This window comes from Micromonospora sicca, assembly GCF_003172935.1.
GTDB classification, from domain to species: domain Bacteria; phylum Actinomycetota; class Actinomycetes; order Mycobacteriales; family Micromonosporaceae; genus Micromonospora; species Micromonospora sicca.
On the sequence record NZ_QGKS01000226.1, the window covers coordinates 1 to 14,598 of the forward strand.

The 14,598-nt window shown below is 71.7% G+C and carries 18 protein-coding genes and 1 tRNA gene; 7 read left to right on the forward strand and 12 right to left on the reverse strand.

Annotated features, from left to right (window positions below; translation table 11 throughout):
• The coding region (locus DKT69_RS15575; protein ID WP_146231095.1) for a tetratricopeptide repeat protein at nt 1–714 on the reverse strand (714 nt) is incomplete at its 3' end.
• Between the two features lie 57 nt (nt 715–771).
• Nucleotides 772–1,233 (reverse strand): MarR family winged helix-turn-helix transcriptional regulator, encoded by a 462-nt coding sequence (locus DKT69_RS15580; RefSeq protein WP_109802303.1) that lies wholly within the window; start codon nt 1,231–1,233, stop codon nt 772–774.
• Between the two features lie 50 nt (nt 1,234–1,283).
• On the opposite strand from DKT69_RS15580, the gene DKT69_RS15585 reads away from it, so the two are divergent.
• Together DKT69_RS15585 and DKT69_RS15590 are read left to right on the forward strand one after the other, a co-directional pair.
• Nucleotides 1,284–1,805: a VOC family protein gene (locus DKT69_RS15585; RefSeq protein WP_109802278.1), complete on the forward strand. Its 522-nt coding sequence runs from the start codon at nt 1,284–1,286 to the stop codon at nt 1,803–1,805.
• Nucleotides 1,806–1,829: 24 nt separating this feature from the next.
• Nucleotides 1,830–2,720: a hypothetical protein gene (locus DKT69_RS15590; RefSeq protein WP_109802279.1), complete on the forward strand. Its 891-nt coding sequence runs from the start codon at nt 1,830–1,832 to the stop codon at nt 2,718–2,720.
• Between the two features lie 102 nt (nt 2,721–2,822).
• Here the strand turns inward: DKT69_RS15590 and DKT69_RS15595 are convergent, their stop codons facing one another.
• From DKT69_RS15595 to DKT69_RS15605, 3 genes are all read right to left on the reverse strand, one after another.
• Complete coding sequence (locus DKT69_RS15595) at nt 2,823–3,002, reverse strand: DUF4236 domain-containing protein (protein WP_109802280.1); 180 nt, start codon at nt 3,000–3,002, stop codon at nt 2,823–2,825.
• Between the two features lie 135 nt (nt 3,003–3,137).
• A complete protein-coding gene (tnpB, locus tag DKT69_RS15600) occupies nt 3,138–4,589 on the reverse strand; it encodes an IS607 family element RNA-guided endonuclease TnpB (protein ID WP_109802281.1) in 1,452 nt (483 codons plus the stop codon).
• The gene (locus tag DKT69_RS15605; protein ID WP_109802282.1) at nt 4,586–5,155 is read right to left on the reverse strand and encodes an IS607 family transposase; all 570 of its coding nucleotides are present in this window, start codon (nt 5,153–5,155) and stop codon (nt 4,586–4,588) included. The genes tnpB and DKT69_RS15605 overlap by 4 nt, the downstream gene beginning before the upstream one ends.
• Before the next feature lie 233 nt (nt 5,156–5,388).
• Between DKT69_RS15605 and DKT69_RS41075 the strand changes: the two genes are divergently transcribed.
• Complete coding sequence (locus DKT69_RS41075) at nt 5,389–5,466, forward strand: putative leader peptide (protein WP_349881247.1); 78 nt, start codon at nt 5,389–5,391, stop codon at nt 5,464–5,466.
• A 264-nt stretch (nt 5,467–5,730) separates the two neighbouring features.
• Entirely contained in the window at nt 5,731–6,294 is a 564-nt protein-coding gene (locus DKT69_RS15610; protein WP_109802283.1) for a flavin reductase family protein, read from the forward strand.
• Between the two features lie 159 nt (nt 6,295–6,453).
• Here DKT69_RS15610 and DKT69_RS15615 read toward each other — a convergent pair whose 3' ends face one another.
• Nucleotides 6,454–6,909, reverse strand: a complete 456-nt coding sequence (locus tag DKT69_RS15615; RefSeq protein ID WP_089010393.1) for an RrF2 family transcriptional regulator — start codon at nt 6,907–6,909, stop codon at nt 6,454–6,456.
• A gap of 7 nt (nt 6,910–6,916) precedes the next feature.
• Nucleotides 6,917–7,831, reverse strand: a complete 915-nt coding sequence (locus DKT69_RS15620) for a helix-turn-helix transcriptional regulator (RefSeq protein ID WP_109802284.1) — start codon at nt 7,829–7,831, stop codon at nt 6,917–6,919.
• 157 nt (nt 7,832–7,988) lie between these two features.
• On the opposite strand from DKT69_RS15620, the gene DKT69_RS15625 reads away from it, so the two are divergent.
• Entirely contained in the window at nt 7,989–8,765 is a 777-nt protein-coding gene (locus DKT69_RS15625; protein ID WP_109802304.1) for a glucose 1-dehydrogenase, read from the forward strand.
• Nucleotides 8,766–8,849: 84 nt separating this feature from the next.
• Here DKT69_RS15625 and DKT69_RS15630 read toward each other — a convergent pair whose 3' ends face one another.
• On the reverse strand, nt 8,850–9,281 hold the full coding sequence (locus DKT69_RS15630) for an SsgA family sporulation/cell division regulator (protein ID WP_007457244.1): 432 nt from the start codon (nt 9,279–9,281) through the stop codon (nt 8,850–8,852).
• A gap of 294 nt (nt 9,282–9,575) precedes the next feature.
• Between DKT69_RS15630 and DKT69_RS15635 the strand changes: the two genes are divergently transcribed.
• Together DKT69_RS15635 and DKT69_RS15640 are read left to right on the forward strand one after the other, a co-directional pair.
• A complete protein-coding gene (locus DKT69_RS15635; protein ID WP_438361839.1) occupies nt 9,576–10,118 on the forward strand; it encodes a TIGR02611 family protein in 543 nt (180 codons plus the stop codon).
• A 52-nt stretch (nt 10,119–10,170) separates the two neighbouring features.
• Nucleotides 10,171–10,242 (forward strand) — tRNA-Val (locus tag DKT69_RS15640).
• Between the two features lie 75 nt (nt 10,243–10,317).
• Here DKT69_RS15640 and DKT69_RS15645 read toward each other — a convergent pair.
• The 4 genes from DKT69_RS15645 to DKT69_RS15660 all read right to left on the reverse strand — a co-directional run bounded on the left by DKT69_RS15645 (nt 10,318) and on the right by DKT69_RS15660 (nt 14,156).
• The gene (locus DKT69_RS15645; protein WP_109802286.1) at nt 10,318–11,538 is read right to left on the reverse strand and encodes a tyrosine-type recombinase/integrase; all 1,221 of its coding nucleotides are present in this window, start codon (nt 11,536–11,538) and stop codon (nt 10,318–10,320) included.
• Entirely contained in the window at nt 11,538–11,735 is a 198-nt protein-coding gene (locus DKT69_RS15650; protein ID WP_109802287.1) for an excisionase family DNA-binding protein, read from the reverse strand. Before DKT69_RS15650 ends, DKT69_RS15645 begins: the two co-directional genes overlap by 1 nt.
• Nucleotides 11,732–13,300, reverse strand: coding sequence for a replication initiator (locus DKT69_RS15655; protein ID WP_109802305.1), 1,569 nt, complete (start codon nt 13,298–13,300; stop codon nt 11,732–11,734). Before DKT69_RS15655 ends, DKT69_RS15650 begins: the two co-directional genes overlap by 4 nt.
• A 538-nt stretch (nt 13,301–13,838) precedes the next feature.
• Nucleotides 13,839–14,156 (reverse strand): hypothetical protein, encoded by a 318-nt coding sequence (locus DKT69_RS15660; RefSeq protein ID WP_109802288.1) that lies wholly within the window; start codon nt 14,154–14,156, stop codon nt 13,839–13,841.
• Nucleotides 14,157–14,598 lie beyond the last annotated feature (442 nt).

The following is a 14,598-nucleotide window of genomic DNA, read 5'->3' on the forward strand; positions in this document are numbered from 1 at the left end:
GGCGGGCGGCTCCGGGTCGGCGCAGACGTGGTCCGGGTCGGCGGCGGCCCGGGAGAGGGCGGCCACCTGCGCGGCGAGCGGGTCGTCGGCTGGCAGGTACGCCCGGCACAGCTCCTCGGCGAGCGTCAGGTGCTCGTGCGAGGCGCTGTACCGGCCGCAGTCGCGTTCCATCGCGCCGAGCTTGGCCAGCATCTTGATCCCGCTGGGGTGGCCGTCGCCGTACACCTCGCGGTGCAGCTCCCAGGCGTCCTGGAGCCGGTCCCGGGCGACCTCGCACTGGCCCCGGGCGTACTCCACGGTGGCCAGGTCGGCGTGGGCGGCCAGCACCCGCATCGACTCGGGCCCGTCGCGGGCGGTCAGCTCGATGATGACGTCGGAGTAGAGCCGGGCGGCCCGGGCGTCGCTGCCGACCCGGTGCAGCACGGCGGCCAGGGTGGCGGCGGCGGTGATCGTCCGTTCGTCGGCGCGGCCGTAGAGGCGGGTGGCCGCCGCGTACGCGAAGGCGGCCCAGCCGCGGGCGGAGTGCGGTTCGCCGAGCGCGACCAGCACCCGCGCCTGGAGCCCGGCGGCGTCGGCCAGCTCGGGGGAGGCGTTGGCCGGGCGGGGATCGGCGTCGGTCAGCGCGTCGGCGAGCAGTCGTTGGGCACCGGCCAGGTCGCCCGCGGACACCAGGTGGTGCGCCTGGACGGTCAGTTCACCGAAGCCGGAGGACACGCCCCATCGTGGCCGCCCGGCGACGGTAAGTACAACCCCCGGAGGTGATCGAATCGGTCAGGAACCGGTCAGGTGGTCGGCCAGGGTCTCGCTGATCCGCCGGAGCTGGTCGACCTGGGCCGGGCTCAACGCGTCGAACAGGTGCCGGCGTACGCCCTCGACGTGGCCGGGGGCGGCGGCGGCCAGGGCGGCGAAGCCGGTGTCGGTGAGGACGGCGAGCTGCCCGCGCCGGTCGGTCGGGCAGTCCTCGCGGCGGATCCAGCCGGCCGCTTCGAGGCGGGCGGCGGCGTGCGAGAGGCGGCTGCGGGAGGAGCCGGTGGCCTCGGCGAGGTCGCTCATCCGCAGCCGTCGGTCCGGGGCTTCGGAGAGCCGGACCAGGATCTCGTAGTACGCGTGCGGCATGTCCGCGTCGCGTTGCAGCTCGCGGTCGAGGGTGTCCATCAGCGCCCGGGAGGCGGTCAGGAACGCCCGCCAGGTGCGCTGCTCGTCGGGGTTCAGCCACCGGGTCATGACGCCCATCATAGCCGCACTGATTGAACGCTCAACTAAACCGCGTTACCGTGGTGGCCATGGGAATCCACCGGCTCAACCACGCCGTCCTCTACGTCAGCAACCTCGAGCGCAGCGTCGCCTTCTACCGCGACGTGCTGGGCTTCCGTCCGGTGGCGATGACCCCGGACGGATTCCGCGGCGCGGCCTTCCTCCAGGCGCCCGACTCCACCAACGACCACGACCTCGGCCTCTTCGAGATCGGCGCGGCGGCCGGCCGCTCGCAGGCCGGCCGGGCCACCGTCGGCCTCTACCACCTCGCCTGGGAGCTGGACACCCTGGACGAGCTGGCCGCCACCGCCGAGCGGCTGGCCGCCGCCGGCGCCCTGGTCGGCACCTCCGACCACGGCACCACCAAGAGCCTCTACGGGCAGGACCCGGACGGCCTGGAGTTCGAGATCGTCTGGATCATCCCCGCCGACCTGCTCGACGACGACGCCCTCGCCGCCCGCAAGCGGATCGGCCGGCTCGACATCGACAAGGAGCGACAGCGCTACGGCGGCCAGACCCGCGGCGGGGTGGGCATCTCCATTCCGGCCTGAACCGCCGTGCGGTAGAACGGCAGGATGTCCACCGACGCCATCCTGCGCGAACTGCTCGTCCGGCAGCTCGACCACTGGCTCCCGGGGGCGCTGCACCGCTCCCGGCGGGCCACCCTCGCCCTCGCGTACGCCGGCGGCGACGCCGGCGGCGCGGACGCGGCCCTGGGAGTCGTGGCCGAGTTCGCCGACCGGCTGCGCGGCCGGCGGCTGACCGTGCTGGTGGTCGCCGACGACCCCGACCTGCCGGCCCGGCTCGGCCCGATGGAGGCGACCCTGCCCGCGGACGTCGCGGTGCACGTGGTGCCCGGGCACCCGGACCGGCTGCCGGTGGCGCTGAAGGCCGCCGGCGCGGCCGGCGCGCCGCTGCTCACCGTCGTCGACGGCGCGGAGCCGACGCCGGCCCTGCTGGCCGCCGCGGCCTCCGGCCGCCCGGCCGAACTGCTGCTGGTCACCGACGTCGGCCGCGCACCGCGGCCGGCGCTGACGGCGGCCGGCTTCCCGCTGGTCACCGAGGTCGACCTCGTTCCCGCCGACGACGCCCCGGCCCGGCTGTTCGCCTACGCGACCGGCTCCGACCGCGGCCTGGAGGCGGTGAAGGACGCGCTCTGGGCGGTCGACGAGTACGCCGGGGTGCGCTACCGCGACCCCGCCGACCCGGCCGGACGGCTGCTGAACATCACCCTCGACCCGGAGCCCGGCCCGCTGCGCCGCGAGCTGCTGGCCGAGCTGGCCCGCTCCGGCCCGCGTACGGTGACCGAGCTGCGCCGCTTCACGCTGACCTCGACGGTCTACCGGGCCGCCGACGCGAACCGCGCGCTGACCTCGCTGCTCGCCTCGGGCGCGGTGACCCGGGACCCGGAGCACGGCCGGCTCGGCGGCGAGGTGCTGGTCAGCGCCGCCGGGTCAACTGTCTGACCGCGATGGACGCACCGGTGGCGATCACGCCGATGCCGAACACCTGCTGGACGCCGGGCGGGGTGCCGGTGAGCCACCGGCACCCCGCTCGACCTCGGGACGTCACGTCCGGGACTTGTCCTGTTTCCAGGAGAGCGGCCCCGGCAGGTCCACGCGGTGGGCGCGGGACTTCGAGTTCCAGGACCAGCGGCCGATCTTGATGCTCCAGGAGGAGAAGCCGCTCTCGGTGAAGTTGAGCACCAGCGGCCCGTACTTCTGACGCTTGCGGAACTGAATGCCCATCACGGGCTCCTCTCGTCGCCTCCCTGCCTCTGCGGCATCGAACATGCCCGAAACCGCGTTTCGCGAAACCGTTGCTGATCCCATCGTCAGGTCTCAGCAATCCGTGCGTTTTCGCATGGAAGGTCCGTAACGGTGTCACCGCAATGTGAGGGTCGCGGTGTCCTGATGACGGTCTCTCGCTTCCGCCTGCCGCTGTGGTGGCAGGGTTGCGCCACCTGCCCGCCCCGCCCCGGCCATACGGCTGGGGAGGGTGACGCGGGTCTTCTGGTCGGCTCCACGAGGCTTCGGCGCTTTCGCGCCCCGGTCTCCGGCCACTCCGGTACCGGTGGTGCTGGCCGCCGCAAGGGCGGCGAGGTTGCAGGCGGCGTTAGCGTCCCGGTCCATCACCAGGCCGCATACATCGCAGCAGAAAGCGCGCGTGTGCAGCGGCAGTTTGGCTTTCACCGCGCCGCACCCGCAGCAGGTCTTCGAGGAAGGGAACCAGCGATCGGCGACATGGACCTGTCCACCGTTCCAGCCGGTCTTGTAGGTCAGTTGTCGCCGGATCTCTCCGAATCCGGCGTCGGCGATCTTCCTTGCCAGGCGCCGATTGCGGAGCATCCCGGCGACATTCAGGTCTTCGACCACCACCGTGCCGTACTCGGCGCTGATCGCGGTAGTGAGTTTGTGCAGCGCGTCGGTACGCAGGTTCGCCACCTGGTGGTGTACCCGGTTACGTTCCGCGTTGGCTTTCAGCCACCGTTTCGAGGGCGTCTGGCCGGTGCGCCGGTCCGGCCCTTGGCGGCGGGAAACCCGCCGCGACAGGCGTTTGAGGGCCTTCAGGGCGGTGTCGTAGTGGCCCGGGTTGGGCACGTGGCGGATCTCGCCTTGACTGTCGGCGAGGACGGCGAGGCATTTCACGCCCAGGTCCACCCCGACCGCGACGTCCGGGCGGGCCGGGGTGCGCTCGGCGCGTTCGACCTCGACTTGGAAGGAGACGAACCAGCGCCCGCGCTCGAACCTCACAGTGGCGCAGAGGATGCGGGCGCTGCCGCCTGCGATACGGCGCTCAAGCTTGCGTGTGGATTCGTGGGTGCGGATCGTGCCCAGTCTGGGCAGGGTGACATGACGGCGGTCCGGCTCCAGACGGATCGTGCCGGTGGTGAATCGGCAGGCCAAGCGCGCCTTGTGTTTCGACTTCCGGCGGGGCACACCCATCCGCCCGCCCTTGCGCTGCCCACGCTTGGACTCGGCGTAGTTGTCAAACGCCGCGGCGGCGTTGGCGAGGCCGGTGTTGTAGGCCTCCTTGGAGTTCTCCTCCCACCAGTCGGCAAACCGCGGATCGGTGCGCTTGACCTGATTGAACGCCTTACGCAGGGCCGGCAGCGACCACGGCCGCCACTGGGTCAACTCCGGCCCGGCGAGCCCGTAGGACTCTTCGGCGCGGCGCTGCCACCACGACGCCGACACCCAGCCCACCGCCCAGTTGTAGGCCGCGCGGGCTGCGCCGCAGTGCGAGCGCAGCGCCTGCTCCTGCGCGGCGTTGGGGTCCAGAGCGAACCGGTACGCCTGCACCACGAAGCCCGGCCGCGGCTGGAACTTCTTCACTCGGCCTCCGCTGCGGCGCGCAGTGCGGCGTCGGCCCGGTGTCGGGCCGACCGGCGCCCGTACAGGCGGGCGCACATCGAGGTCAGCACCTCGGTCATGTCCCGCACCAGATCATCGCTGGCCTCCTGTGCATCGAGGATGATCAGGCGACGGCCCGCGGCGGCCAGGGCGGCCTCCAGGTGCTCCACACCGAAGCGGGCCAGGCGATCGCGGTGCTCGACCACGATCACCGCCGCTTCGGGGTCGGCGAGGACACGGGCGAGTTCGCGACGCCGGCCGTTCAGTCCGGAGCCGACCTCCGTGACGACTTCACCCACCGCAAGCCCGACCCTGGTCGCTCCCGCGACCACCCGGGCAACCTGCCGATCCAGGTCAGGCTTCCGGTCGGACGAGGACACCCGGCAGCACGCCACCACCCGGCCAGCCGCAGGGACGTCAGGCTCCTGCACCAGCCAAGTCCCGGTAGCGGTACGCACCACTGGCACGGGCATCTTGCCGTCCCCAGCCCACCGCCAAGCGGTCTGGTAATGCACACCGTTGCGTGCCGCCCACTCGCCCAACCTCACACGACTATCCTATAAGGACACTGATAGAAGATGAAACAACGCGCAACAGCTAATAACCCCGTGGAATCCGCACTGGACGGTGCCCCGGACTCCCGTCTGAATCTCTAGTCAACGGGTAGGTCTTAAGGGGTGACAAATGCTGGTGGAGAAGGGTTGTAACAAAGTATGCGGCGCGCATCCCACTGTGTGGAAGGGCGTTGACCGGGCCGGAGAGCGCCCGGCAGCATGAGGTCATGTCGCAGCGGGACGAGCTTCTCCTCACCGCTCGCGTGCACGTTGACCTGGTCCGGCACGCGAGCGCGCTCTGTTGAGCTGACCGGTTCCACCGGCTCGGCTTCCCGTCCTCGCACCTTCTCCGCCCGTCCGCTCCCGTCGCCGGCGCACCGTCGCCCGGCCCGGTGCGGCGTGCCGTCGCGCCCTCGTGGGCTTCCTCCACCCATCGTGGACAGATCAGGAGATCCCTCCATGGCCTCACCCCGTCAACCGTTGCGGCGCACCCTCGCCGCCGTCGCCCTGCTCGCCTTCACCACCACCGCCCGCTGCGGCGCCGACGCCGCCCGTGAGCTGGTGACGGCGTGACCAGCGTGGACCGGCCGGGGGCCGGCGCCGTCGAGCTGCGCCCCGTCGACCGGGACCTGTTCCGCACCCTGTTGCGGCGGCAGGCGGCCACGGTCACCGTGGTCACCGCGCCCGGCCTGGCCGCGAACCGGCACCTGCCGGCGCTGCCGCCGGCCGGCTTCACCGCCACCTCGTTCACCTCGGTGTCGCTGGATCCGCCGCTGGTGTCGTTCTGCCTGGGCCGGGAGTCGTCGAGTTGGCCGACTGTGGAGCGGGCGGAACACCTGGCGGTGCACCTGCTCGCCTCCGGCCAGCAGGAGGTGGCACCGAACGTCGCCACCAGCGGCATCGACCGGTTCGCCACCCACCGGGGCTGGACGCAGGGACCGTTCGGGGTGCCGCTGATCGACGACGCCCTGGCGGTGCTGCTGTGCCGGGTGGTCCGCCGGATCGAGGCCGGCGACCACACCATCGTGCTCGGCGAGGCCCTCGCCCTGGGCACGGGGGAGGACGGCGACCTCCTGGTCCACCACGGCGCCGGCTACACCACCACGTTCGGGCCGTGGCCGTCGCCGTGGTGACCGCCGCGGCGGCGGAGGACCTGCCCGCCCTCGACCGGGCCGCGCTGGACTACCCCGAGGCGGTCCGGACGCGGTGACGCTGGGCCGGCGCCGCCGGGCGGGGCGCCGGTGCGGTCGCTATGCAGCTGATGTCGTCAATGAATCGGCCGCGGGGACCCGTCAGCGGGGCTCCCAGGCGTCGGGGCGGGCGATCAGCTTGCGGACGTGCCCGGGCAGCTTCCCGCTGGCCATCTCGGCCAGGCTCACCTCGTCGACGACCTGGCGGACGGCGGCGCGGACGGCCACCCAGAGCCGGGGCAGGTTCTCGGCCGCGCCCGCGTACTGCGTCTCCTCGGGGCGCAGCCCGCGCACCCCGGCCAGCGGGCCGTCGACGGCGCGGAGGATCTGCCCGATGGTGACGTCGCGGGGTGGGCGGGCCAGGGTGTAGCCACCCTCGGCGCCGCGCTGGGCGCGGACGATCCCGGCCCGGCGCAGGTCGGCAAGGACGGCCTCGAGGAACTTGCGGGGCATGTCCTGCTCGGCGGCGATGGCCTGGGTGGACAGCAGGGCGGGGTACGCGGTGGCCAGGCTCAGGGCCGCCCGGACCGCGTAGTCGCCACGCGCGGAGATCTGCACTCTGTCATCATGCCCGGCCGTTGGGCACCGGCGCGTCGGCGGGCGGGCGCGGGCGCACCATCCGGACAGGTAGGGGCTGTTCCCGGACGGCCCGGAAGGCTCCCGGGCTGACCCCGACCTCGCGGGTGAAGAACCGGCCGAAGTTGGTCGGCTCCGGGAAGCCGAGCCGGCGGCCGATCCGGGCGATCGGCTCGTCGGTGGCGGCGAGCAGCCGGCTGGCCTGCAACGCCACCCGCTCGTCGATGACCTGCTTGGCGCTGCGGCCGGTCACCGCCAGGCAGGCCCGGGTGAGGGTACGCACCGAGCAGCCGAGCTGCGCGGCGTAGTCCTCGACCCGGCGGGTGTGCTGGTAGCCGCGTTCCACCTCCCGGCAGAGCCGGTGGAAGGTCTCCGACTCGGGGCGCGGCGCGGGCCGTTCCTCCGCGGCGCCGAGCAGGCTGAGCCGCAGCAGCAGCACGGCGAGCTGGTGCCGCAGCAGCGCCCGGGCGGCGGGCACCCCCCGATGCCGGTCCGCGTCCACCGCCAACTGGGTGACCTCACCGATCACCGCGTCCTCGTCCTCGCCGGCGAGCTGCCGGTACGTCGGCACGGCGTCCGGGTCGACGTCCAGCCCGCGCAGCGTGCCGGCGCCCCAGCGGACCACCGTCGCGTCCAGGTGGGCGCCGAGGCAGCGCAGCACCTGGCCGGGGCGGGCGCGCAGCAGGGTGCCGGGTCGGCAGGGCAGCGCCCGGAAGTCCAGTTCGGCGCTGCCGTGTCCGCCGGTGACCAGGATCAGCAGGTCGGCGTCGAGCAGCACCGGGCGGCGCCAGCCGGGTTCGGCCGCCAGGTCGCCGAGCGCGCCGATGGTGATGTCGTCGGCGTCCCCCTCGGCGGGGGACAGGTCGGTACGGGTGGTCGGGGAGAGCTGACCGGGAGTGACCATCGTCCCGACGTTAACGGTCTCCTGCCCAGCTTGCATCTCGACGCCACGACTGCGGGGGTGGGCTTGTCGCCGCAGTCGCCCGCCGACTAGGTTACCGATCGGTAGCGCCCGGGTCGGCGGACCACCCCCGGCCCCGCCGACTCGCGATGGGATGGGCATGACGGATCTGTTCTCGGTCGAAGGCAAGACGGTCCTGGTCACCGGCGGCTCGCGGGGGATCGGGCTGATGATCGCCCGGGGCTTCGTGCGGGCCGGCGCGAAGGTCATCATCTCCTCCCGGAAGGCCGATGTCTGCGAGCGGGTGGCCAAGGAACTCTCCGCCGAGGGCCATTGCGAGGCGATCGCCGCGGACCTGAGCCACGACGAGGGCGCGCAGGGGCTGGCCGCCGCGGTGCGCGAACGTACCGACCGGCTCGACGTGCTGGTCAACAATGCCGGCGCGACCTGGGGCGCACCGCTGGAGGACTATCCGGAGGCCGCGTTCGACAAGCTCTGGGCGGTCAACGTCAAGGCCGTCTTCCGGCTCACCACCGCGCTGCTGCCGGCGCTGCGCGCGGCAGCCAGCGTCGACGACCCGGCCCGCGTGATCAACATCGGGTCGATCGACGGTCTCCGGGTGCCGTTCATGGAGGTGTACGCGTACTCGGCCACCAAGGCGGCCGTGCACATGCTCACCCGCAGCCTCGCCCACCAGCTCGCCGGCGAGCGGATCACGGTCAACGCGATCGCGCCCGGACCGTTCGAGAGCAAGATGATGGCGTTCGCGCTGGACGACCCGGCCGCCCGGTCGGCGATCGAGCAGCAGGTGCCGCTGGGCCGGATCGGCCGCCCCGAGGACATGGCGGGCACGGCGATCTACCTGTCGTCCCGCGCCGGGGCGTATCTGACCGGAGCGGTGATCCCCGTCGACGGCGGGATCACCACGCACGGCTGAGTCGGGCACGCCCACGGCGTACCCGATCAATGGTGGCCGGAGCCGCGCGGACTCGGCAGATCCGCGCGGCCCCGGGTTGCGTGGTCAGCGGCCGGCGAGCAGCCGGTTCACCGCCGTGTCGACGTCCAGGTGCTCGGCCTCGCGGCCGCGCGGGACGACGACGTAGGTCCGCCGCAGGAAGCGCACGAGCACGCTGCGCGGGACCTCGAAGAGGGCGTTGCCGTCCGGGGACGACAGCGCGAGCGCGACGAAGTCGCCGCGCGGGGTGGCCCACGGCCAGACCCGGACGTCGCCGATGCCGGCTGGCTCGTCGAGCCCGGTGACCAGCAGTTCGCGGGCGAACGACCAGCTCACCGCCTCACCGCCGGCGGATTCGGCGTGGAACAGGACATGGACCGCATACGGGTCAGCAGGGTCGTAACGCAGACTGGCACGCACCGGCAATGCGGTGGCGTCAGGCGCGACGAGCCTTAGCGACGTCTCGACCTCTACGGTCGTCGGTCGGATGACACTCATGGACGTTCTCCCCCCGGCACCGCTGCGGAACGCGCGTGTCCCGCTTTTCCCATACTCAGGTGCTACTCCTGGCTACGCTCCGCCATACGCTGACTTCACCCAGTGGTGGGAAGACGGTCGGAAAGCCTCCGAGAATGTGAAAATTCTTCTAGGATTTGCCGATTCGCCCAGACCGTGGTGCCGCCCGGCATCGGGTGGTTCAGTCGTCGACTTACTCCGGTAACGTCCAGTCCTCAGCAGGGGTGACGGTCCCGGGCGACACTGGGGGTGGAAATGGTCAGGAGGGGTCCCGCAGTGGATCCGACGACCACGGCCGACCCACCGAAAGGAGCGGCCCGAGCAGCCGAAAGGCGGGGGTACGGGGTGTCGACGGAGCGTTCCGAGGGCGGCTCCCGCGGCTCGTCCGGCCGCCCTGGCGTCCCCGTCGTCGCTCGGCGTCGCAGCAGCTGGCGCGAGCGGGTGCACACCACCCTCGAGCTGATCCGGGCCAACCCCACCGGCCGGATCACCCTCAAGATCTTCATCGCCATCGCGGGCGCCATCGTCGTCACTGTCGGTATCGCCCTGATCCCGCTGCCCGGGCCCGGCTGGCTGCTGGTGATCGCCGGGCTGGGCATCTGGGCGGTCGAGTACCACTGGGCGCGACGGCTGCTCGGCTTCACCCGCCGACATGTACATGCCTGGACGCGATGGGCGACGAGTCGGTCACTACCGGTGCGGATCGTGCTCGGCGCGGTCGGCCTCGCCTTCGTGGCCGTGGTGGTGTGGCTGTCGCTCAAGTACAGCCTCGGGATCGACCTGGTGGCCCGGGCGCTGCACTACCTCGCGACGCACTGACGACCCGGGTTTTTCGTCTGCGTTCTCGATCGGGTAGAGTCATCGGCGCTGAGGGCGATTAGCTCAGCGGGAGAGCGCTTCGTTCACACCGAAGAGGTCACTGGTTCGATCCCAGTATCGCCCACGCAGGTCAAAGGCCACTTCCCATTCGTGGGGGTGGCCTTTCTGCTGCCCGTACAGCAGCGAAGTACAGCAACGGTCATCTCCCGAGGGAATCGCCGAGGCGCTTGAGGGCGTCGCGGGTCGCCTTTGACGAGACCTGCGTGTAGATCTCCATGGTCACGGAGAAGCGGGCGTGCCGGAGGATCTGCATGACGACTCTCGGATGTACGTCGAGGTCGGCCAGAAGGGTGGCGCAGGTGCGCCGCGCGTCGTGGACGGTGATCGGCTTGACTTTCGCCCTCTCGCATCGGGCTTGCCAGGACCGTTGGAAGTTGCGCGGCTCGATGGGTGTGCCATAGCGGGTGGTGAAGACGAGATCCGTTTCGTGCCAGGCGTTGCCGGCGGCTGCTCGTGCGTCGTCCCGTTGTGCCTTCCTGATTCCTAGTGCCGTGGCGCAGATGTCGGGCAGGGGGAGGGTGGCGTCGGATGCCTGAGTCTTGGTGTCGCGGTGCAGGAGCTGGCCGCGAACCCGTTGCAGTTGGCGGCCGATGGTCAGCTCGCCGGCGTCGAGGTCGACGTCCTCCCATGTCAGTCCCAGGGCCTCGCCTTTGCGTAGTCCGGTGAGGAGGACCAGGGCGTAGGCGGCGTAGAGCGGGTCCTCGGCGTGGCGGGCGGATTCGAGGAACTTGCGGGCCTCGTCGCTCGACCACGACTTGCCCCGGTGCCGGCGGACCGTGGCCAGGGTGACCGACGCCGCCGGGTTCTTGGCGATGAGATCTTCGGCCTGGGCGTGGCTGAGGGCCGCCCGCAGTGCGGCCCGGATGTCGCTGACCGTGCGCGTCGACGGGACCGCCCGGCAGCACCGGCCGACCGAACAGCATCGCCGCCTGTCCTTCGGCCGGGCCGCGTCCTTACCCTGCGCGCAGCACTGGCAGGTCCGAGCCACCTGGTTGATCCATGTCTGCACGTCCCGCGACTGGAGCCGGTCGAGCCGCTTGGCCCCGAGGCCCGGAGTGATGTAGCGGCGGACGATTGTCTCGTAGGTTGCATAGGTCAGCGGTGCTCGGTTCGGCTCGATGATCTCGGCCAGCCACCGGGTGAGGAAGCTGCCGACCGTCGGGACGCTGGTCGCCACCGGTCCCTGCTTCGCCTGCTGGTGCAGCTTGATCCACTTGTCGTAGACTGCCTCCCGCGTCTTGCCGTAGACGTACTTGCGGGTGCGCTTGCCGTCCGGCTTGGTGACCCAGACGTAGGCGGCGAAGCCGTTGCGGTACGGGAAGATCGAGCCTTCGCCGTTGGCGCGGGCACGGGCTGGCATCAGGCGGCCTCCTGGCGCTCGACCTGCTGGCGGATGTAGTCGTCGACCCATTTCGGGAGGATTCGGCGGTACTTGCCGTCCTTGATGGAGCGCAGCTCGCCGGTGGCGATCTTCATCTTGACCTTGGAGATGCCGAAGCCGAGCAGGACGGCGACCTCGGCGGGGGAGTACCAGCGCGGGGTGAGGTCATGGCTCATGCGGCCGCCCCGGCGAGCCAGGCTTCATGGGCGAGTTCTTCCCGGCCGACGCGTCTGCTCTCCCGGCGCTGTCTGGCGGCGGTGTTAGCGAGGAGAGCGTCACCATCGCTGAGCCAGCCGGCCCCGACATAGGTGAGCGTGGCGACGGTGATGCTGTCGGTGGACTCGTCGTCTTCGGTGCGGCGGTAGGTGGCGCGGGTGTCGCGGAGCAGGCCAAAGGTGACGGAGTAGCGGCGGGCTTTGGTGAGGAAGTGGCCGCCGAAGCCGAGCATGTGTGCCCAGCGACGCAGCCCGGCGTAGGGGGTCGGCTGGCCGTCAAGGGGGCCTTGACGGCCGCCGGTCGTTGCGGCGCCCGCTGCCATGGCGTTGTGGGTGGGGCGGCCGAGTCGCCAGCAGGCGTCGATGAGGCGGGCGAGGTGGTCGCCGTCCGGATCGGCGTAGTCGCCGATCGTGGCGGCGGTGAGTCGGGTAGAGCGGTGGCCCGTGGCCTCGGTCGACTTGGTGGCGTACTTGGCCAGGTAGGCGGCCACCTTGCTGTCCGTCAGCTCGCCGCTGGCGCTGTTGACCCGCCGGACGTCAACCTGCTCGCCCCAGGCGACCACCCAGCCTTCGGGCCGGTCGGGATGCGGCGGCGTGGTGACGGTGATCCGGCGGGCGGCGGCGTGGACGGCGTCCTCCAGGTCGTCGATGGTGATGGCGGCCGGCGGGGGCGCGATCGTGTCCGGGTCGTCGGGGGCGACGCCGTCCAGGCGCAGCAGGACGTGGAAGTGAACCGCTGCTCGACGCTGCATCTCAGCCACCTTGCCGTGCGACACCCGCACGGGCGGCACCCAACGGACCTTGCCGGAAGCAGCGACCACCCGGACGAAGGGAATGCCGCGTCGGCGGCAGAGGGCGGCGAGGTGGCGTTCGATGGCCTGCTTGGTGCGCCGCCACAGCTCGCCCGCGAAGTAGTTCCACACGACCTGGTGGCCGTGGTCGTAGCAGTCCAGGCACAACGGCTGCCCAAGCCGCGGATCGTCAGCGTCGTGGCGGGCGAAGCACACGGCGGGCTGCCCGTGTGGGCAGGTGCCGGCGGTGCGGCGGGCGTGGCAGGGGTCCGGGCGGCAGTCGCAGCGCTGCCGGGTCGAGCAGCTGTGGCGGCGGACGTGCCGGTGGTGGACCGCGCCGAACGAGGGCGCGGTAAAGGTGGCGAAGACGACCGGGTGCCGGCCGACCGAGGCAGGAACACCCTTGCCGCCGGTCAGACCGCAGCGCACGACCTGGTAGGCGTCGCCGGCGTAGACCCAGGCACAGTCCGGGCACTGCGTTTCCCGGCGGTTGCCGCACGCCTTGTAGAGCGTCCGATCGGGCAGCTCGTCGGTGTGCTGCTCGCTCACGATCCGGCAGGTGTCGGTGTCGACGGCGGCAAGCGTGCCGGTCAGGCGGATGGGGCGAGCGCAGCCGCCAGCGGGGCGGGTGTGCTCCAACCAGCCGGGGAACTCCGGCGTCGCGGCGCGGTAGAAGGCTTGGGCGTCACGGCCGGCGGAGAGGCCAGGCCGGGGCGGGTCGAGAGGGGTGGACAGGATTCTCTCCTCGCGGGGTGGCAGGGACGGGAGACGAAGCACCACCAGCCATGGACGTCTGTCCGCTGGTGGTGTTCGTCGTGTCTCCTGGCACCGCCGGAAGGGCGGCTGACGCCGGAGGGCGGATTCGTGGTGGTGCCACTCTCCGCCGATCGATCATGTCCTTTCGCGCTCGTGGACTCGGTGACTGAGGTCGGCACGGGTAGGGACCTGGATATCGGCATCCGGTTACCGCAGGCTGCCCCACCGTTGAGGTGCGAAGCCGGGCCATCGTGGACGGCAGGTCAGGCCGTGCTGGACCGCTCAGCGGATTCAGGGGACCGGCACTGCGGCCGGTGCGATCGAGACCCGGCGGAACGTGGGCCCGCATCAGCGGCAGGAAGGCCGCTCGGCATCTCGGAAGTCGAGTCCAGCAATCCGGCAGGAAGGCCGCGCTGGCGTGCTCGACGAGCGCCAGAGTAGCACCGGGTGCCGACGCGTCAACCCGCCGTGAACCTGCTGTCGAGCCAGTCCGGTCGCAGGCTTGGTCCGGTGCTGCCTACAGGTCGATGCGATTTTCGACCGATCGCTGAACCGGACCGGTGTACTCGGTGAGGCTGAAGCGGCGATGCCCGTCGCTGGGGTGCACGGTGACGGCCGCCCTGCTCTCGTCTTCGAATCGCAGCATGAAGACGGGATCGAGGTCGCACAGGAATGCAAAGGCCTCTTGGTCCTCGTCGCCGTCGCTGACCAGGCGACCGCGGGCCTCCCAGCCGGCGTCGGCGGCGGTAATCACGACGGCCACCTCGACGCTGCCGAGCAGGGTGGAGGAGTTCGCCCACCAGTCCAGCCAGCAGCGGCCCTCGAAGCGGTCCATGCCGTCATCTTCTCAGGGCGGAGGCCCGGCCGGCTGCCGGCCGAGTGGGAGAACTTTCTTTACATCGATCAAGGCGGCCCTTGACGGGCCGCACGCGCCGCCGCCTGGGCGCGCGTCCGACGCTCCGCTGTCGCTCCACGCCGGCCACGCAACACGCCCGGCGGCTGGCGCGGAGAGCAGGGAGCCCGGGGCCGCCGCAGACGGTAGCGCCGAGAGTGGTTGAGGTTCGCGGGCCGGCAGCCGGCTGCGCCGCGCCCGAGCGACGCGGCGCAGGGAAGGGCACGCCAGGTCCACGCGGCGGGTCGCGGCGGCGAACCGGACGCAGTCACTGCGCCTCCGGCGGGGGCGCAACGACTCCAGGATGGCCGGGGCTCCGTGCGCGCGTTGCGGTCCGTGGGTGGTTGCGCAGGGCCATCCCGCCAGCCGACGACCCGGGCGAGCC